Origin of the sequence: Serratia sp. szju (assembly GCF_044594185.1) — a bacterium.
In the GTDB taxonomy this organism is placed as follows: domain Bacteria; phylum Pseudomonadota; class Gammaproteobacteria; order Enterobacterales; family Enterobacteriaceae; genus Serratia; species Serratia bockelmannii.
Genome location: NZ_CP172576.1, coordinates 2,553,422 through 2,568,917, shown reverse-complemented (window position 1 = coordinate 2,568,917; position 15,496 = coordinate 2,553,422). Strand labels below are relative to the sequence as shown.

The 15,496-nt window shown below is 61.4% G+C and carries 12 protein-coding genes; 4 read left to right on the top strand and 8 right to left on the bottom strand.

The genetic code is table 11. The features are described 5' to 3' along the window. Positions 1–3: 3 nt before the first annotated feature. The 3 genes from RE418_RS12045 to guaB form a co-directional block, all read right to left on the bottom strand. Positions 4–1,206: a tyrosine-type recombinase/integrase gene (locus RE418_RS12045; RefSeq protein WP_313795391.1), complete on the bottom strand. Its 1,203-nt coding sequence runs from the start codon at positions 1,204–1,206 to the stop codon at positions 4–6. A 224-nt stretch (positions 1,207–1,430) separates the two neighbouring features. Further along, positions 1,431–3,008: a glutamine-hydrolyzing GMP synthase gene (gene guaA, locus RE418_RS12040; RefSeq protein WP_197828170.1), complete on the bottom strand. Its 1,578-nt coding sequence runs from the start codon at positions 3,006–3,008 to the stop codon at positions 1,431–1,433. Positions 3,009–3,111: 103 nt separating this feature from the next. Beyond that, positions 3,112–4,575 carry an IMP dehydrogenase gene (gene guaB, locus RE418_RS12035; protein ID WP_004941460.1) on the bottom strand — a complete coding sequence of 488 codons (1,464 nt, stop codon included), beginning with the start codon at positions 4,573–4,575 and terminating at the stop codon, positions 3,112–3,114. A 170-nt stretch (positions 4,576–4,745) separates the two neighbouring features. Between guaB and xseA the strand changes: the two genes are divergently transcribed. Continuing rightward, a complete protein-coding gene (gene xseA, locus RE418_RS12030; protein ID WP_055312720.1) occupies positions 4,746–6,122 on the top strand; it encodes an exodeoxyribonuclease VII large subunit in 1,377 nt (458 codons plus the stop codon). Between the two features lie 5 nt (positions 6,123–6,127). On the opposite strand, the gene RE418_RS12025 is transcribed toward xseA, so the two are convergent. Together RE418_RS12025 and RE418_RS12020 are read right to left on the bottom strand one after the other, a co-directional pair. Continuing rightward, positions 6,128–8,494: a TIM-barrel domain-containing protein gene (locus RE418_RS12025; protein WP_399676233.1), complete on the bottom strand. Its 2,367-nt coding sequence runs from the start codon at positions 8,492–8,494 to the stop codon at positions 6,128–6,130. An 11-nt stretch (positions 8,495–8,505) separates the two neighbouring features. Then, a complete protein-coding gene (locus RE418_RS12020; RefSeq protein ID WP_060434365.1) occupies positions 8,506–9,816 on the bottom strand; it encodes an MFS transporter in 1,311 nt (436 codons plus the stop codon). A 359-nt stretch (positions 9,817–10,175) separates the two neighbouring features. On the opposite strand from RE418_RS12020, the gene RE418_RS12015 reads away from it, so the two are divergent. The 3 genes from RE418_RS12015 to RE418_RS12005 all read left to right on the top strand — a co-directional run bounded on the left by RE418_RS12015 (position 10,176) and on the right by RE418_RS12005 (position 12,687). After that, the gene (locus tag RE418_RS12015) at positions 10,176–11,258 is read left to right on the top strand and encodes a LacI family DNA-binding transcriptional regulator (protein WP_089181215.1); all 1,083 of its coding nucleotides are present in this window, start codon (positions 10,176–10,178) and stop codon (positions 11,256–11,258) included. A 62-nt stretch (positions 11,259–11,320) separates the two neighbouring features. Further along, positions 11,321–12,346, top strand: coding sequence for a M4 family metallopeptidase (locus tag RE418_RS12010; RefSeq protein ID WP_033644087.1), 1,026 nt, complete (start codon positions 11,321–11,323; stop codon positions 12,344–12,346). Beyond that, the gene (locus tag RE418_RS12005; protein ID WP_016929750.1) at positions 12,346–12,687 is read left to right on the top strand and encodes a protealysin inhibitor emfourin; all 342 of its coding nucleotides are present in this window, start codon (positions 12,346–12,348) and stop codon (positions 12,685–12,687) included. The genes RE418_RS12010 and RE418_RS12005 overlap by 1 nt, the downstream gene beginning before the upstream one ends. A gap of 4 nt (positions 12,688–12,691) precedes the next feature. On the opposite strand, the gene RE418_RS12000 is transcribed toward RE418_RS12005, so the two are convergent. From RE418_RS12000 to der, 3 genes are all read right to left on the bottom strand, one after another. Beyond that, positions 12,692–12,913 (bottom strand): zinc ribbon domain-containing protein, encoded by a 222-nt coding sequence (locus RE418_RS12000; protein WP_004941446.1) that lies wholly within the window; start codon positions 12,911–12,913, stop codon positions 12,692–12,694. A gap of 13 nt (positions 12,914–12,926) precedes the next feature. Then, on the bottom strand, positions 12,927–13,883 hold the full coding sequence (locus RE418_RS11995) for an AEC family transporter (protein ID WP_033648913.1): 957 nt from the start codon (positions 13,881–13,883) through the stop codon (positions 12,927–12,929). Positions 13,884–13,982: 99 nt separating this feature from the next. Further along, on the bottom strand, positions 13,983–15,473 hold the full coding sequence (der, locus tag RE418_RS11990; RefSeq protein ID WP_004941442.1) for a ribosome biogenesis GTPase Der: 1,491 nt from the start codon (positions 15,471–15,473) through the stop codon (positions 13,983–13,985). Positions 15,474–15,496 lie beyond the last annotated feature (23 nt).

The window sequence follows — 15,496 nt, the reverse complement described above, 5'->3', positions numbered from 1 at the left end:
TTTCTACTTTACCCGCTCCGCTTCAATCCACCCATCCACCATATTGGCCCATTTCTGCAGCATTTCCCGGCGCTGTTCGGCATACTCTGCTTTGTTGTATACCGCGCGCACGCCGCGCTGCTCATGGGCCAAACACTTCTCAATCCAATCCGTATTGAACCCCTCTTCATGCAACAGCGTGCTGGCAGTTCTGCGCAGATCGTGAACGGTGAAGTGCGCTATTTCTTTTCCTTCTTCCCTGATTTTTTCGTTTGTCGTATTGATCACCCGGTTAAGAGCCGAGTTAGACATAGATTTTCTTGGGTTATACCTGGCAGGCAAGATGAAATCGGAACCACACGCTGCCACTTGCAGTGCAACCATAATGTCGATCGCCTGCTGGGACAGATAAACAACATGCGGCCGCCCCGCCTTCATGCGTTCCGCTGGTATCGTCCAGCGCGCTGAAGAAAAATCAACCTCCTTCCAGGTGGCATCTGTTAGCTCCCCCTTGCGCACCATCGTGATCAGTATCAGCTTCAAAGCCAGCTTTAATGAAGATGCGGCGCCGGTAGAGTTTAGGGCGTTGAAGAACAACCCTATCTCATAAGGCTCCAGTGCGCGATCGCGCTCTTCAAATGTGGCAATGCTGGAGGCTTTGATATTTGCCGCTGGGTTTGGCACTGCGTGGCCACGGTCAATAGCATGGGTGAAAACAGCACTGACAATTTCCCGCACCTGGATCGCCGTCGCCCTGGCTCCGCGGTCGACTATCTTATCGCACAGTGTGCGGAGCATTGGCGTAGTGATTTCATGCAGAAGCTTTTTCCCCAGCGTTGGCAGGATGTCTCTGTCGATCACTGCCTGTTTCATCGCCCGAGTGCTATCCGCCAGGCGGACGTGTTTCATATAGGCGACGGTATAATCAGAGAAATTTTCCGCCCCCTTTATTTGCATGATACCGTCGCGCTTTGCTGCAGCCGGCGACTGGCCTGCATCCACCATCTTTTTGGCGGTATTGAGTTGCTCGCGTGCTTCAGCCAATGTGATACCGTCAGGGCCATACCGGCCGATCGTCAGCGTCTCACGCCGGCCATTAATTCGATAGTCATATCGGAAGGAGACTGATCCGCTTGGTTGCACGGCAACATAGAGGCCATCGCGATCGGTGACCTTGTATAATTTCTCTCTTGGCTTCAGGTTTTTAAGTTTTGTATCTGTGAGCATTCCGGTAACTCTCTGCTGTGATTTATACCGTCAATATTTACCAAAAAGGTGGCGAACGGATTAGGCCGAGAGTACAGCGAAAATGGATATACCGTCAAAGGTACCGTCAAAAATTGAATGCTTTCACGAATAGTAATTGATAGTCAGAAAGAGAAAACCCCCACACAGCTAAGCCGCATCGGGGGTTTTTAAATAATCACTGATAGTCAGTAATTAACTGTTCATCATTCCCACTCGATCGTCGCCGGCGGCTTGCCGCTGATGTCGTACACCACGCGGGAGATGCCGTCCACTTCGTTGATGATGCGGTTGGAGACGCGGCCGAGGAAGTCATACGGCAGGTGCGCCCAGTGCGCGGTCATGAAGTCGATGGTTTCTACCGCACGCAGGGAGACCACCCAGTCGTATTTGCGGCCGTCGCCCATCACGCCGACCGAACGCACCGGCAGGAATACGGTGAACGCCTGGCTGACTTTGTTGTACAGGTCGGCTTTGTGCAGCTCTTCGATGAAGATGGCATCGGCGCGGCGCAGCAGATCGCAGTACTCTTTCTTCACTTCGCCCAGCACGCGCACGCCCAGACCCGGGCCCGGGAACGGGTGACGGAACAGCATGTCGTACGGCAGGCCCAGCTCCAGGCCGATCTTGCGCACTTCGTCTTTGAACAGCTCTTTCAGCGGCTCGACCAGGCCCAGCTTCATCTCTTTCGGCAGGCCGCCCACGTTGTGGTGCGATTTGATCACGTGCGCTTTGCCGGTGGCGGAAGCGGCGGATTCGATCACGTCCGGGTAGATGGTGCCCTGTGCCAGCCATTTCACCTGCTCTTGCTTGCAGGCTTCTTCGTCGAACACTTCAACGAACACACGGCCGATGATTTTACGCTTGGCTTCCGGCTCGTCCACGCCCGCCAGTGCGGTCAGGAAGCGGTTTTCCGCCTCAACGTGCACGATGTTCAGGCCGAAGTGGTCGCCGAACATTTCCATCACCTGCTTGGCTTCGTTCAGGCGCAGCAGGCCGTTGTCGACGAACACGCAGGTCAGGCGTTTGCCGATGGCCCGGTGCAGCAGCATCGCGGTCACGGAGGAGTCGACGCCGCCGGACAGGCCGAGGATCACGTGGTCTTCACCCACCTGCTCGCGGATGCGCTCGACCGCATCTTCGATGATGGTGGCTGGCGTCCACAGGGCTTCACACTGGCAGATGTCCAGTACGAAGCGCTCCAGCATGCGCTGGCCCTGGCGGGTGTGGGTCACTTCCGGGTGGAACTGCACGCCGTAGAAGCGTTTTTCTTCGTTGGCCATAATAGCGAACGGGCAGGTATCGGTGCTGGCGATGGTCACGAAGTCGGACGGGATCGCGGTCACTTTGTCGCCGTGGCTCATCCACACGTCCAGCAGCGGTTTGCCGGCCGGGCTGATGGCGTCTTCGATGTCGCGCAGCAGCGCGCTCTCGTTGACGATTTCCACCTGCGCGTAGCCGAACTCGCGTTCGTTGGAGCCCTGCACATGGCCGCCCAGCTGCATCGCCATGGTCTGCATGCCGTAGCACACGCCCAGCACCGGCACGCCGGCGTTGAACACGTAGTCCGGGGCGCGCGGGCTGCCGGCTTCGGTGGTGCTTTCCGGGCCGCCGGACAGGATGATGCCGCTTGGGTTGAATTCGCGGATCTGCGCTTCGCTAACGTCCCAGGCCCACAGTTCGCAGTAAACGCCGATTTCGCGCACGCGGCGGGCGACCAGTTGGGTGTATTGCGAACCGAAGTCCAGTATGAGGATGCGATGCTTATGGATATTTTGTGTCATGTGAGGCGAATTCCAGCAACAAGAGAAAAAGAGCGAAAATGTATGTTTTCGGGATGGGGCTTGGCGCCCCACCCCGGCCTCTCACTCAGGAGAGGTTAAGGCATCAGCCCATGCGGTAGTTCGGCGACTCTTTGGTGATGGTCACGTCGTGCACGTGGCTTTCCTGAATGCCGGCGCCGCTGATGCGCACGAACTCCGCCTTGGTGCGCAGATCGTCGATAGTGGCGCAGCCGGTCAGGCCCATGCAGGAGCGCAGGCCGCCCATCTGCTGGTGCACGATGGCTTTCAGCATGCCTTTATAGGCCACGCGGCCTTCGATACCTTCCGGCACCAGTTTGTCGGCGGCGTTATCGGTCTGGAAGTAACGGTCGGAAGAGCCTTTGGACATCGCGCCCAGCGAACCCATGCCGCGGTAAGATTTGAACGAACGGCCCTGATACAGCTCGATTTCGCCCGGAGATTCTTCGGTGCCCGCCAGCATGGAGCCGACCATCACGCAGGATGCGCCTGCGGCGATCGCTTTGGCGATGTCGCCGGAGAAGCGGATGCCGCCGTCGGCGATAACCGGAATGCCAGTGCCTTCCAGCGCTTCCACCGCGTCGGCGATGGCGGTGATCTGCGGCACGCCCACGCCGGTCACGATACGGGTGGTGCAGATGGAGCCAGGGCCAATACCGACTTTCACCGCGCTCACGCCGGCCTCAGCCAGCGCTTTGGCGCCCGCTGCGGTCGCGACGTTGCCGCCGACGATCTGCAGATCCGGGTATTTGGCGCGGGTTTCGCGAATGCGCTGCAACACGCCTTCGGAGTGGCCGTGCGAGGAGTCGATCAGCAGAACGTCAACGCCCGCCGCCACCAGCGCGTCAACGCGCTCTTCGTTGCCGGCGCCGGCGCCGACCGCCGCGCCTACGCGCAGACGGCCGTGCTCGTCTTTACAGGCGTTCGGCTTACGTTCCGCTTTCTGGAAGTCTTTAACGGTGATCATGCCCAGCAGGTGGAAGCTGTCGTCCACCACCAGCGCTTTCTCTACGCGCTTTTCGTGCATCTTCTGCAGCACCACGTCGCGCGCTTCACCTTCTTTCACGGTGACCAGGCGATCTTTCGGCGTCATCACCGCAGTCACCGGCTGGGTCAGATCGGTCACGAAGCGCACGTCGCGGCCGGTGATGATGCCGACCAGCTCGTTGTCTTCGGTGACGACCGGATAACCGGCGAAGCCGTTGCGCGCGGTCAGCTCTTTCACTTCCTGCAGCGTGGTGGCCGGAGTAACGGTCTGCGGGTCGGTGACTACGCCGCTTTCATGTTTCTTCACGCGGCTGACTTCTTCAGCCTGGCGCTCGATGGACATGTTTTTGTGGATGAAGCCCAGGCCGCCTTCCTGCGCCAGCGCGATGGCCAGGCCGGATTCGGTAACGGTATCCATGGCTGCGGACAGCATAGGGATGTTCAGGCGGATGGTTTTGGTCAGTTGAGTGCCGAGCTCTGCGGTGTTAGGCAGAACCGTGGAGTGGGCTGGAACCAGGAGGACGTCGTCAAACGTCAGAGCTTCTTTAGCGATACGTAGCATGGGCAATATCTCACCAGGGTGGGCTGTGAAAAAGATAAAATATTGCCGCGGCATTATACAGAGCGGAATCGGTTGCCTCCAGCACTTTCTTACAAAAAGTCTTGATTACCTTTTTCAGCCATGTAGTATCGACCAATTAAGTGATTGTTTTGAAATTTGATCTGGGTCACATGTCGCTACCTGTTTCGCCTTCCATTTTTACCGTAAGCCGCCTGAATCAGACGGTTCGCCAACTGCTGGAAATGGAAATGGGGCAGATTTGGCTCTCCGCCGAGATCTCCAACCTCTCCCAGCCCGCCTCCGGCCACTGGTATTTCACGCTGAAGGACGACCGCGCCCAGGTGCGCTGCGCGATGTTCCGCAACAGCAACCGCCGCGTCACCTTCCGGCCGCAAAACGGCCAGCAGGTCCTGGTGCGCGCCAGCATCACGCTGTATGAACCGCGCGGCGACTACCAGCTGATCGCCGAGAGCATGCAGCCCGCCGGCGACGGCCTGCTGCAGCAACAGTTCGAGCAGCTGAAACAGCGCCTGAGCGCCGAAGGGCTGTTCGATCAGCAGTTCAAGCAGCCGCTGCCCGCCCCGGCCAAACGCGTCGGGGTGATCACCTCCGCCAGCGGCGCGGCGCTGCACGATATCCTGCAGGTGTTGCAGCGGCGCGATCCATCGCTGCCGATCGTCATCTACCCCACCTCGGTGCAGGGCGCGGAAGCGCCGATGCAAATCGTGCGCGCCATCGAGACCGCCAACCGCCGCGATGAATGCGACGTGCTGATCGTCGGCCGCGGCGGCGGTTCGCTGGAAGATCTGTGGAGCTTCAACGACGAACGCGTGGCGCGGGCGATCTTCGCCAGCCGCATTCCGATCGTCAGCGCCGTCGGCCATGAAACCGACGTCACCATCGCCGACTTCGTCGCCGATCTGCGCGCGCCGACCCCTTCCGCCGCCGCCGAACTGGTCAGCCGCAATCAGCTTGAGCTGTTGCGCCAGCTGCAGTCGCAGCAGCAGCGGCTGGAGATGGCGATGGATTACTATCTGGCGCAGCGCCAGCAGCAGTTCACCCGCATTCACCACCGTTTACAGCAGCAGCATCCGCATCTGCGCCTGGCGCGCCAGCAGACGCTGCTGTTCAAGCTGCAGCGCCGGATGGAAGACGGCATGCAGCAACAGCTGCGCCTGGCCGCCCGCCGCAGCGAACGCGCCCAGCAGCGGCTGGCGCAGGTGCAGCCGCAGGGCCGCATTCACCGCTACCAACAGCGCGTACAGCAGCAGGAATACCGTCTGCAGCAGGCGATGGAGCGGCAGCTCAACGCCTACCGCCAGCGCTTCGGCGTGGCCTGCAGCCAACTGGAAACCGTCAGCCCGTTGGCGACGCTGGCGCGCGGCTACAGCGTGACGCAAACTCCGCGCGGCGAGCTGCTGAAAACCACCAAGCAGGCGCAGGTCGGCGAACTGCTGAAAACCCGCCTGCAGGATGGCTGGGTGGAAAGCGAGGTGAAAACCATCACCGTCGCCAAAAAGCCGCGCAAGAAGCGCGCGGCCGAGTAACCCTCCTACTCCAGCGTAAAACGCTCGCCCGGTTCGCCGTTCACCCACAGCGCGCGCGTTTCACCTTCCGGCAGGCTGAGCGTCAGCGTGCGCCAAGCCGGGCGGAAACGCCCTTCCGTCGTGATATCCAGCATAATGCGCTGATTGTCGCAGCGCATTTCCCAGCGCAGCCACAGCGCATCGCCCTGCCGCCAGCCGTCGCTTTCACCGTCGTCCTCAAACAACAACCCACTGCTTGCGCCGCAGCCCTTGAGCGGAAACAGCCGCAGCTCGCGCCGATCGTCGGCGGCCACGTCCACATGCGCCAGCCGCTGCGACAGCGGCAGCGCCGCCCCGGCGCGCACCAGCAGCGGCAGACGCTCCAGCGGCGCCGCCAGCGTCACCGTCTGGCCGCCGCCGAACCACTGGCCGCTGTAGAAGCAGTACCAGCCTTCGCCGTTGTCCGGCAGATACACCGAACGGCGACGTTGCCCCGGCTCCACCACGCTGGCCACCAGCAGATCGCGGCCAATCAGAAAATCGTCGTTCTCGCCGAAGGTGCGCGCATCCTGTTCGTGATCGAGGAAGGTCGGGCGCAGCATCGGCTCGTCGTCCGCGCAGGCCTGCCATAGCAGGGTGTAGAAATACGGCAGCAGCCGGTAACGCAGATTGATCGCCTCGCGCACCGCCGGGGTGGCGGCCGGGTACATCCAGGGCTCGTTGACCGTGGCGTCGTCGTTCCAGGAGTGGATAGTGAAACGCGGATGCATCACGCCGTTTTGCACCCAGCGCACCAGCAGCTCCGCGTCCGGTTTGTCGCCGGAGAAGCCGCCGACGTCGTGGCCGAGGTTATACAGCCCGGACAGGCTCATGCCCAGCCCCATGCGGATGTTGTAGCGCAGCGTCTGCCAACTGGTGCGGTTGTCGCCGCTCCAGGTCTGCACATAGCGCTGCATGCCGGCGCAGCCGGAGCGCGAGATCAGGTACGGCCGCTTCTGCGGCGCGAAGCGCTGCTGGGCCTCCATCGAGGCGCGCATCATCAGCAATGGCATCACCGGGCGAATATGCTTGATGGCGATCGGCCGCCCGAAGCCGTGGCAGCGCGCTTCGCCGTCCCACACTTCGTATTCGTTGTTGTCGTTCCAGGTCGAGTCGATGCCCATCTCCAGCAGCTGCTGCGTGACGCCCTGCTGCCACCAGCGCACCGTCGCCGGGTTAGTGAAGTCGAGGTGCGATCCTTCGTCGTCCCAGAAGCTGGAGCGCTCCGGCGCGTCGCTTTGCGAATCGCGGATAAACAGCCCCTGCGCCGCCACCGCCTGATACTGCGGGTGATCCTGCAGCAGGCACGGCTTGATGTTGGCCGCCAGCCTGAGGCCGGCGTCGTGAAACGCCTGGCTGAGCAGCTTGGGCTGCGGCACCTTGTCGTAGTTCCAGTTGAACACGTAGCGCTTGTTGTTGATCGAGGTGTAGCCCGACGACAGCTGGAAGGAGTCGCAGGGTATGGCGTGTTGGCGGCACAGCGCGATGAACTGCTGCAGCTGCTGCTGGGCGTCCGGCGCGTCGGTGTAGTGCATGGTCGAACCGCTGTAGCCCAGGCTCCACTTCGGCCCGAAGTGGGTGCGGCCGGTCAGGCGCACGAAGGCCTTGGTGACGTCCAAAACCTTCGGCCCGAGGAACAGGTAGTAATCCAGATCGCCCGCTTCGGCCTGATAGCGGCGGTAGGCCGCGTGGTAGTTGTCTATCTCGTTGCCCAGATCCAGCCAGCAGCTGCTCAGGTTATCGTAGAACAGGCCGAAACTCGCCTCCGGCCCACGGGTGATGGTAAACGGAATGTGCTTGTACAGCGGATCGGTGCTGGTGGCGTTGTAGCCCATGGCGTCCAGATTGCGCATCTCAAAGCGGCGGCCGGTGCGTTCCAGATCGCCGGCTTTCTCCCCCAGGCCGTAATAGCGCTCATCGGCGAAACGCCGCTGGTAGTGCGCCACGCCGTCGCCGTGCGCATTGAGCAGGTAGGCGCTGGTTGGCCGATCCGCCGCCAGCGGCCGCCACTCGCCGTCGGCGGTGCAATACTCCCACGCCAGCCACAGCGGCTGATGCACCGTCACGCGCAGCAGCGGCGTGCTGACCACCAGCCGATCGCCCACCCGGCGCAGCTGATAGCCCGGCAGGCTGAAACCGGCGACGCTGAGCCGATCGCGCCCCTCCCAGGGCACATCCTCCTGCGGCGCAATGCTCCAGGTGCGATCCAGCGCCAGCCCGCCTTCGCGTTTGATCAACACGCGGAACAGACCGTCTTCCAGCACGTACAGGCAGAAACGGTGGCGTTCATCGACCAGCAACTCGACGTGGTCGGCATGCTGCGCCGCCAGCGTCCAATTTTTCAACGTTTTCATAAATATTCCACTTAGCTGTGTGAAGGGGTTTTCTTACCGCCGCGCTCGGCGATCAGGGCGACCAGGAACAGGGCGCCAATCAAATCGAAGAAGCCCATCGCAATAAACAGCGGGTTAAAGCCGAGGGTGTCGGATACCGCGCCGATCAGGAGCGTGAACAGGAAGCTGGCGATCCAGGCGCTGGAGCCGCGCATGCCGTTGACCGTCGCCATTTGGTTTTTATCGAACGATTCCACCACCAGGGCGCTGAGCATGCAGGAGATCACCTGATGGCCGAATCCGCCGATCGAGATCAGCGCGATCGCCACATAGGGATCTTGGGTGATCGCCACGAACGCCAGCGACACCATCAGGAAAGCGCCGGTCACCGAGCTGGCGACCACCGAGTTGACGCGGCTGCAGCCGAACCATTTGCGGTACAGGGTGGTGAGATAGCCGCTGGCGACGCTGCCGATATCCGCCGCCAGGAACGGCAGCCAGGCAAACATCGCGATCTGCTTCAGATCCATGCCGCGTTCGGTGGCCAGGTACAGCGGCACCCAGAAGCTGAAGACCGCCCAGGCCGGCTCGGCGAGAAAAGCCGGGATGGCGATGCCGTAGAATTTCTTGTTCTTGCACAGGCTGGCCAGCGAGGTGAGAAATGGCAGCTTCGGCAGTACCGGTTCGTTGTCTTCGCGGATCAGATCCAGCTCCTGCTGGCTGAGGTTCGGGTGCTGCTGCGGCGAGTGGTAGAACAGCCACCACAGCACGACCCAGATCAGCGCCAGCCCGCCCGAGAACAGGAACGCGCCCTGCCAGCCGAAGGAGACGTGAGCGATGACGATGATCGGCGGGGCCAGCATGGCGCCGATGGAGAAACCGACGCCCGCCCAGCCGGCAGCGATCGGCCGCTCCTTCTTCGGGAACCAATCGGAGATCGCCTTGGCGTTGGCCGGGGTGGCCGCCGCCTCCGCGCCTCCCATGAAGAAGCGCAGAATGGCCAGTTGCAGCCAGCTGCCGGCGCCGGCGTGCAACATGCATACCACCGCCCAAATGCCGGCGCAGATCAGAAAGCCCATCTTCAGGCCGATAACGTCGATCAGCCAGCCGCAGATCGGCTGAAACACCGTGTAGGCCAGCTGGAACGACGCCACCACCCAGGCATATTGCTCGGTGCTCATGTTCAGGCTGGTTTTCAGCTCCGGCGCCAAAATGCCCAGCGAGTTGCGGGTGATGTAGTTGACCGTGACGCCCAGCAAGAACAGCGCCAGCATCCACCAGCGCAGCGATTTGAACTTGCGCCGGCCGCTCTGCGCGACCGCCTGATTGATCTCCACACTCATCGGTTCTCTCCCCGCGGCCGCCGGCTACGGCGACGCGCGTTTTGGTAGGGTACGTTGCGCTATCAAACACGGGACGATGAAAACGGGTCGGCGCCGTATCATTGGCCGACAGACAATCACAACCCCATGATTTATTTTTTGTTTTCTTTTTCGCACACCGTTAAAATTGGACTGACAGGTCGCTAAAATTGGTGTGCCAATGCAGACTACTCAGCGAGAGCGCGCAGCGAAACGGGGTTTTTTGCAAAGATTTTCACAGGTGGGTAAAAAAATAGTCATAATGGGCATGAAAGCCGGTCAAGACGCTGAAAATCCGCGGTGAAAATATTCTCATGGACGAATTTGAAGGAGATCACAGAATGAACGGAAAGCTGAAAATTCAGGAGATCGCTCGCCAAACCGGGTTGTCGATCAGCACCGTTTCCCGCGTGCTGGCGGGCAAGGCCAACACCAGCGCCGAGGCGCGCCGCAAGGTGCTGGACTGTGCGCAGCAAAACGGCATTCTGCAGGGTATTTCCAGCGGCCGGCTGATGCTGAACAACGTGATGGTGTTCGCGCCGCAGCGCGCGTTCGACGTACGCACCGACATCTTCTACTACAAGGTCATTCAGGGTATCGCCGCCGCGCTGATGGAGCACGAGGTGCGCATCCGCTACTGCGGGCTGGAAGAGCAACACAGCGACGGCGTGCTGTTTCTGGAAAAGATGAGCGACCCGCACACCGAAGCGGCGCTGATCATCGGCATCGACGACGAGCATATCCACACCCTGGCCGCCGATCTGCACAAGCCCTGCGTGCTGATCAACTGCAGCGATCGGCAGATGCGGCTGGACAGCGTCTCGCCGGATCATCAGCTGATCGGCGACTATTCCGCCAGCTACCTGTTTCAGCAGGGGCACAGCCATATCCTCAACCTGCAGTGTCTGCGCCGCCACACCATGGAACTGCGGCTGGCGGGCATCCGACAGGCCTACGCCCGGCATCATTTGCCGTTCGACGACGGCCGCCATCTGATCACCACCTCGGGCTTCGGCGGCGAAGAGGCCGAGCAGGCGCTGACCACCTATCTCGATGGCCTCCACGGCCACTCTCCGCTGCCGACGGCGATCCTGGCCGGCGGCGACTACATGGCGGTCGGGGCGGTCAAGGCGCTCAACAAGCGGGGGCTGAGCGTGCCGGGCGACGTCTCGGTGATGAGCACCGACGGCTTCAACCTGGCGGAAATCCACGACGTGCCGCTGACCTCAGTGCAGGTGCCGCGCGACGAACTAGGTTACGAGGCGATCCAGCTGCTGCAGCGGCGCATGCTGCGCGCCGACGCGCCGCCGTGCAATCTGTTGCTGCACGGCCGGCTGGCGGTACGCGCCTCGGTGCGGCGCATCAGCCCGCACAAGACCGCGCCGGCGGTGAGCACGCATGACCACAGGCTTTATGACGAGTAGGCTACACTTAGGCTCAGTGCATTCATTCGATGAGGTAAATTTTTTGCCTAAGGAGAGCCACTATGCCAGCCCAGCGCATGCGTTCCGTCATTCCTCCCTACATGCTGCGCCGCATCATTGAACACGGTAACGCCCCGCAGCGCGACTGCGCGCTGCACACCCTGAACCACGTGCAAAGCCTACTCGGCAACAAGCCGCTGCGTTCACCGACCGAGAAAAACGCCCGAGCCGGCGAAGCGCTCCGCGATATCTACGACGCCCAGAACGGCACCCAACTGCCCGGCAAACAAGTGCGCAAGGAGGGCCAGCCCAGCAACCACGACGTGGCGGTGGACGAGGCCTACGACTATCTCGGCGTCACCTACGATTTCTTCTGGCAGGCCTACCGGCGCAATTCGCTGGATAATAAAGGGCTGCCGCTAGTCGGCAGCGTGCACTACGGCAAGGAGTACCAGAACGCTTTCTGGAACGGCCAGCAGATGGTGTTCGGCGACGGCGACGGCGAGATCTTCAACCGTTTCACCATCGCCATCGACGTGGTCGGCCACGAGCTGGCGCACGGCGTGACCGAGAGCGAGGCTGGGCTGATCTACTACCAGCAGTCCGGCGCGCTCAACGAATCGCTGTCTGACGTGTTCGGTTCGTTGGTCAAGCAATTCCACCTGCAGCAAACCGCCGATAAAGCCGACTGGCTGATCGGCGCCGGTCTGCTCGCCAAGGGCATCAAAGGCAAAGGGCTGCGCTCGATGTCGGCACCCGGCACTGCCTACGACGACCCGCTGCTGGGCAAAGACCCGCAGCCCGCCAGCATGAAGGATTACATCCAGACCAAGGAAGACAACGGCGGCGTGCACCTCAACTCCGGCATTCCCAACCGCGCGTTCTACCTGGCGGCAACCGCGCTGGGTGGCTTCGCCTGGGAAAAAGCCGGCTACGTGTGGTATGACACGGTGTGCGACAAAGCGCTGCCGCAAAACGCCGACTTCGCCACCTTCGCCCGCGCCACGGTGAAACACGCGCAGGCGCGTTTCGATCAAAGCGTGGCGGACAAGGTGCAGCAGGCCTGGCATCAGGTGGGGGTGGAGTAATGAAACCGCTGCCGACGCTCAATCAGGATACGGTCATTGAGCTGGCGCGCGAGGGAGGCTTCGCCTACATTCCCAAACTGGCGGGCCAGCGCCGCATTGCGCTGGCCGATATCACGCCGGAGCAACGGCAGCGCCTGAATCAGTTGCTGAATCAGACGCTGCCGTACGCCCAGGAAGAGGGCCAACCCAACTCCCCCGGCTGCGGCGACCAGCGCTACTACCGCGTACAGATCAACTACACCAGCCCCACCCTGAGCACCGAGATCGTGCTGTTAATCCCGGAAAGCAGCGCGCCGCAGGCGCTGGTGGATTTGTGGAAAACCGGCCAGGTGGATGAGTGAGGGCTTACAGCGGCTGATAGCTGAAATTCACCCGTTTTTTGGAGATCAGCCCGTGCCCGTTCTGGCACAGGTAATCCACCGCCCCGCAGGCCTTCAACTCTTGCAGCGGCTGCCCGCACTCCGGGCAGCTCGCCAGCTGCCGATAATCGCGCTGACAGGCGGCACAATGGTAGTGACCCGCTACCCAATTCATGGTCTGACGACAGTGCGGACAATGCGCATCCATAACGGCTCCCAGGTTAAATCGCGCCCCATGAGCGCAAGAAATAGATCCCCAACGCGGTGGTGAAGAACGAACCGACGGTGGTAATGGCGATAATGTTGGCCGCCAGCGTGGCGTTGCCGCCCATGGCGCGCGTCATCACATAGCTGCCCGAAGCGGTCGGCGTGGCGGAAAACAGGAAGATAATGCCCAGCGCCGCACCCTGAAACCCGCACAGCCAGCCGGCCAGCGTCATCAGGCACGGCACCAGAAACAGCTTGGCCGCCGACGACAGCGCCGCCACGTTGGACGAGCGGAACATGGCGCGAAAATCCAGGCTGGCGCCGGTGCACAGCAGTGCCAGCGGCAGCGACAGCGCGGAGATATAGCTGCCGGTCTGGCGGATCACGGTCGGGATGCCCAGCCCGGTTTGCGCATACAGCAGCCCGCACACCAGGCCGATGATCAGCGGGTTGGTAACGATGCTGCGCAGCAGCGACAGGTGGCTGATTTTCTTGCCCTGCCCACCCTGTAGGCTGCGCGTGAGGGTGATAACCGACAGTATGTTGAACAGGATCACCGTCACCGTCAGGTACAGCGAGGCGAGCGCAATGCCTTCGCTGCCATAGGCGGTCATGGCGTAGGCCAGGCCGACGATGGCGGTATTGGCGCGGAAGCCGCCCTGCACGAACACCCCGCGCTCACGCGGTTCTTTCACCAGCCACTTGGCCGCCAGCTCCAAGAGCAGGAAGGTCGCCAGCGTGCCGACCGCGCCGAACAGCACCAGCGGCAGGTTGCCGAGCAGCTGCGGGTGGTTGGTGGCGATGCTGAAAAACAGCAGGCACGGCAGCGCCAAATTGAACACCAGGCGGGTCGCGCCGTCGACGAAACGGTCATCCATCAGGCGCCAATGGCGCAGCAGGATCCCCAGCAGCATCATCAGCAGATTCGGCACGGTGACGTTAAACGCAAAACTCCAGGTTTCCCAGGACATGGTGTTCCTTCAGGCAGGCGAGGTAATCTTCAGATAATAAAACGATTTCGGGCCAATAAAAAAGGGGCGCGGCATCACTGCCGCGCCCCTCATGAGCAATTACTTGCTCTTTTTCAGGTGGCTCATCAGGCGCTTGCGCTTACGCATCTGGGTCGGCGTCAGCAGGTTGCGTTTGCCGGCGAACGGGTTGTCACCCTCTTTGAACTGGATGCGGATCGGCGTCCCCATCACGTTCAGCGAGCGGCGGAAGTAGTTCATCAGATAGCGCTTGTACGAATCGGCCAGATCGCTGACCTGGTTGCCGTGGATCACCACGATCGGCGGGTTGTAACCGCCGGCGTGGGCATATTTCAGCTTCACGCGGCGGCCGCGCACCAACGGCGGCTGGTGATCGTCAACCGCCATCTGCATGATTTTGGTCAGCATCGAGGTGTTTACGCGACGGGTTGCGCACTCGTAGGCTTCCTGTACCGATTCGAACAGGTTGCCGACACCGCTGCCGTGCAGGGCGGAAATAAAGTGCACGCGCGCGAAGTCGACGAAGCCCAGACGCAGATCGAGCATCTCTTTCACGTGCTCGCGATCTTCTTCGCTCATGCCGTCCCACTTGTTGACCGCAATCACCAGTGAGCGCCCACTGTTGAGGATAAAGCCGAGCAGCGAGAGATCCTGATCGGAGATGCCTTCACGCGCGTCGATCACCAGCAGCACCACGTTGGCGTCTTCAATCGCCTGCAGGGTCTTGATCACCGAGAACTTCTCGACGGTTTCAGTCACCTTGCCGCGTTTACGCACCCCGGCGGTGTCGATCAGCACATATTCGCGTTCGTCGCGCACCATCGGAATGTAGATGCTGTCGCGGGTAGTGCCCGGCATGTCATACACCACCACGCGCTCCTCGCCGAGGATACGGTTAGTGAGCGTAGACTTACCGACGTTCGGGCGGCCGACGATCGCCAGTTTGATCGGCAGATCCTGCGGGTTGAACGCTTCTTCCGGCTCTTCGTCTTCTTCGCCTTCCAGCGTTTCACCGTTTTGCTCGGCCCAGTAAGCGGCGTTGGCCTCTTCCTCGGTCAGCTCGACGTCTTCCGGTTTTTCCGGCACGAACGGCACCAGCACGTGTTCAATCAGCTGGGTCACGCCACGGCCGTGAGAAGCGGCGATAGCGAACACTTCACCCAGGCCGAGCGAGTAGAAATCGGCGGTGGCGGTGTCCGGATCCAGACCGTCGGTCTTGTTGGCCACCAGGAAGGTCGCCTTTTGGCGGCTGCGCAGGTGCTGGGCGATGCCCTGATCCGCCGGCATCAGGCCGGCGCGGGCGTCGACCATGAACAGCACGATGTCCGCTTCTTCGATCGCCAGCAGCGACTGACCGGCCATGCGCGTTTCGACGCCGTCTTCGGTGCCGTCGATGCCACCGGTATCGACGATGATGAATTCATTGCCTTCGATTTCAGCACGACCATACTTGCGGTCACGCGTCAGCCCCGGGAAATCCGCCACCAGCGCATCACGCGTATGGGTTAAACGGTTGAACAAGGTGGATTTACCCACATTCGGGCGCCCGACCAGCGCGACGACAGGTATCATTGTTGAAGCCTCATTACTTAATA

Coding starts and splice junctions, on each gene's coding strand:
- RE418_RS12045 (WP_313795391.1), bottom strand. CDS start 1,206: ATGCTCACAGATACAAAACTTAAAAACCTGAAGCCAAGAGAGAAATTA.
- guaA (WP_197828170.1), bottom strand. CDS start 3,008: ATGACACAAAATATCCATAAGCATCGCATCCTCATACTGGACTTCGGT.
- guaB (WP_004941460.1), bottom strand. CDS start 4,575: ATGCTACGTATCGCTAAAGAAGCTCTGACGTTTGACGACGTCCTCCTG.
- xseA (WP_055312720.1), top strand. CDS start 4,746: ATGTCGCTACCTGTTTCGCCTTCCATTTTTACCGTAAGCCGCCTGAAT.
- RE418_RS12025 (WP_399676233.1), bottom strand. CDS start 8,494: ATGAAAACGTTGAAAAATTGGACGCTGGCGGCGCAGCATGCCGACCAC.
- RE418_RS12020 (WP_060434365.1), bottom strand. CDS start 9,816: ATGAGTGTGGAGATCAATCAGGCGGTCGCGCAGAGCGGCCGGCGCAAG.
- RE418_RS12015 (WP_089181215.1), top strand. CDS start 10,176: ATGAACGGAAAGCTGAAAATTCAGGAGATCGCTCGCCAAACCGGGTTG.
- RE418_RS12010 (WP_033644087.1), top strand. CDS start 11,321: ATGCCAGCCCAGCGCATGCGTTCCGTCATTCCTCCCTACATGCTGCGC.
- RE418_RS12005 (WP_016929750.1), top strand. CDS start 12,346: ATGAAACCGCTGCCGACGCTCAATCAGGATACGGTCATTGAGCTGGCG.
- RE418_RS12000 (WP_004941446.1), bottom strand. CDS start 12,913: ATGGATGCGCATTGTCCGCACTGTCGTCAGACCATGAATTGGGTAGCG.
- RE418_RS11995 (WP_033648913.1), bottom strand. CDS start 13,883: ATGTCCTGGGAAACCTGGAGTTTTGCGTTTAACGTCACCGTGCCGAAT.
- der (WP_004941442.1), bottom strand. CDS start 15,473: ATGATACCTGTCGTCGCGCTGGTCGGGCGCCCGAATGTGGGTAAATCC.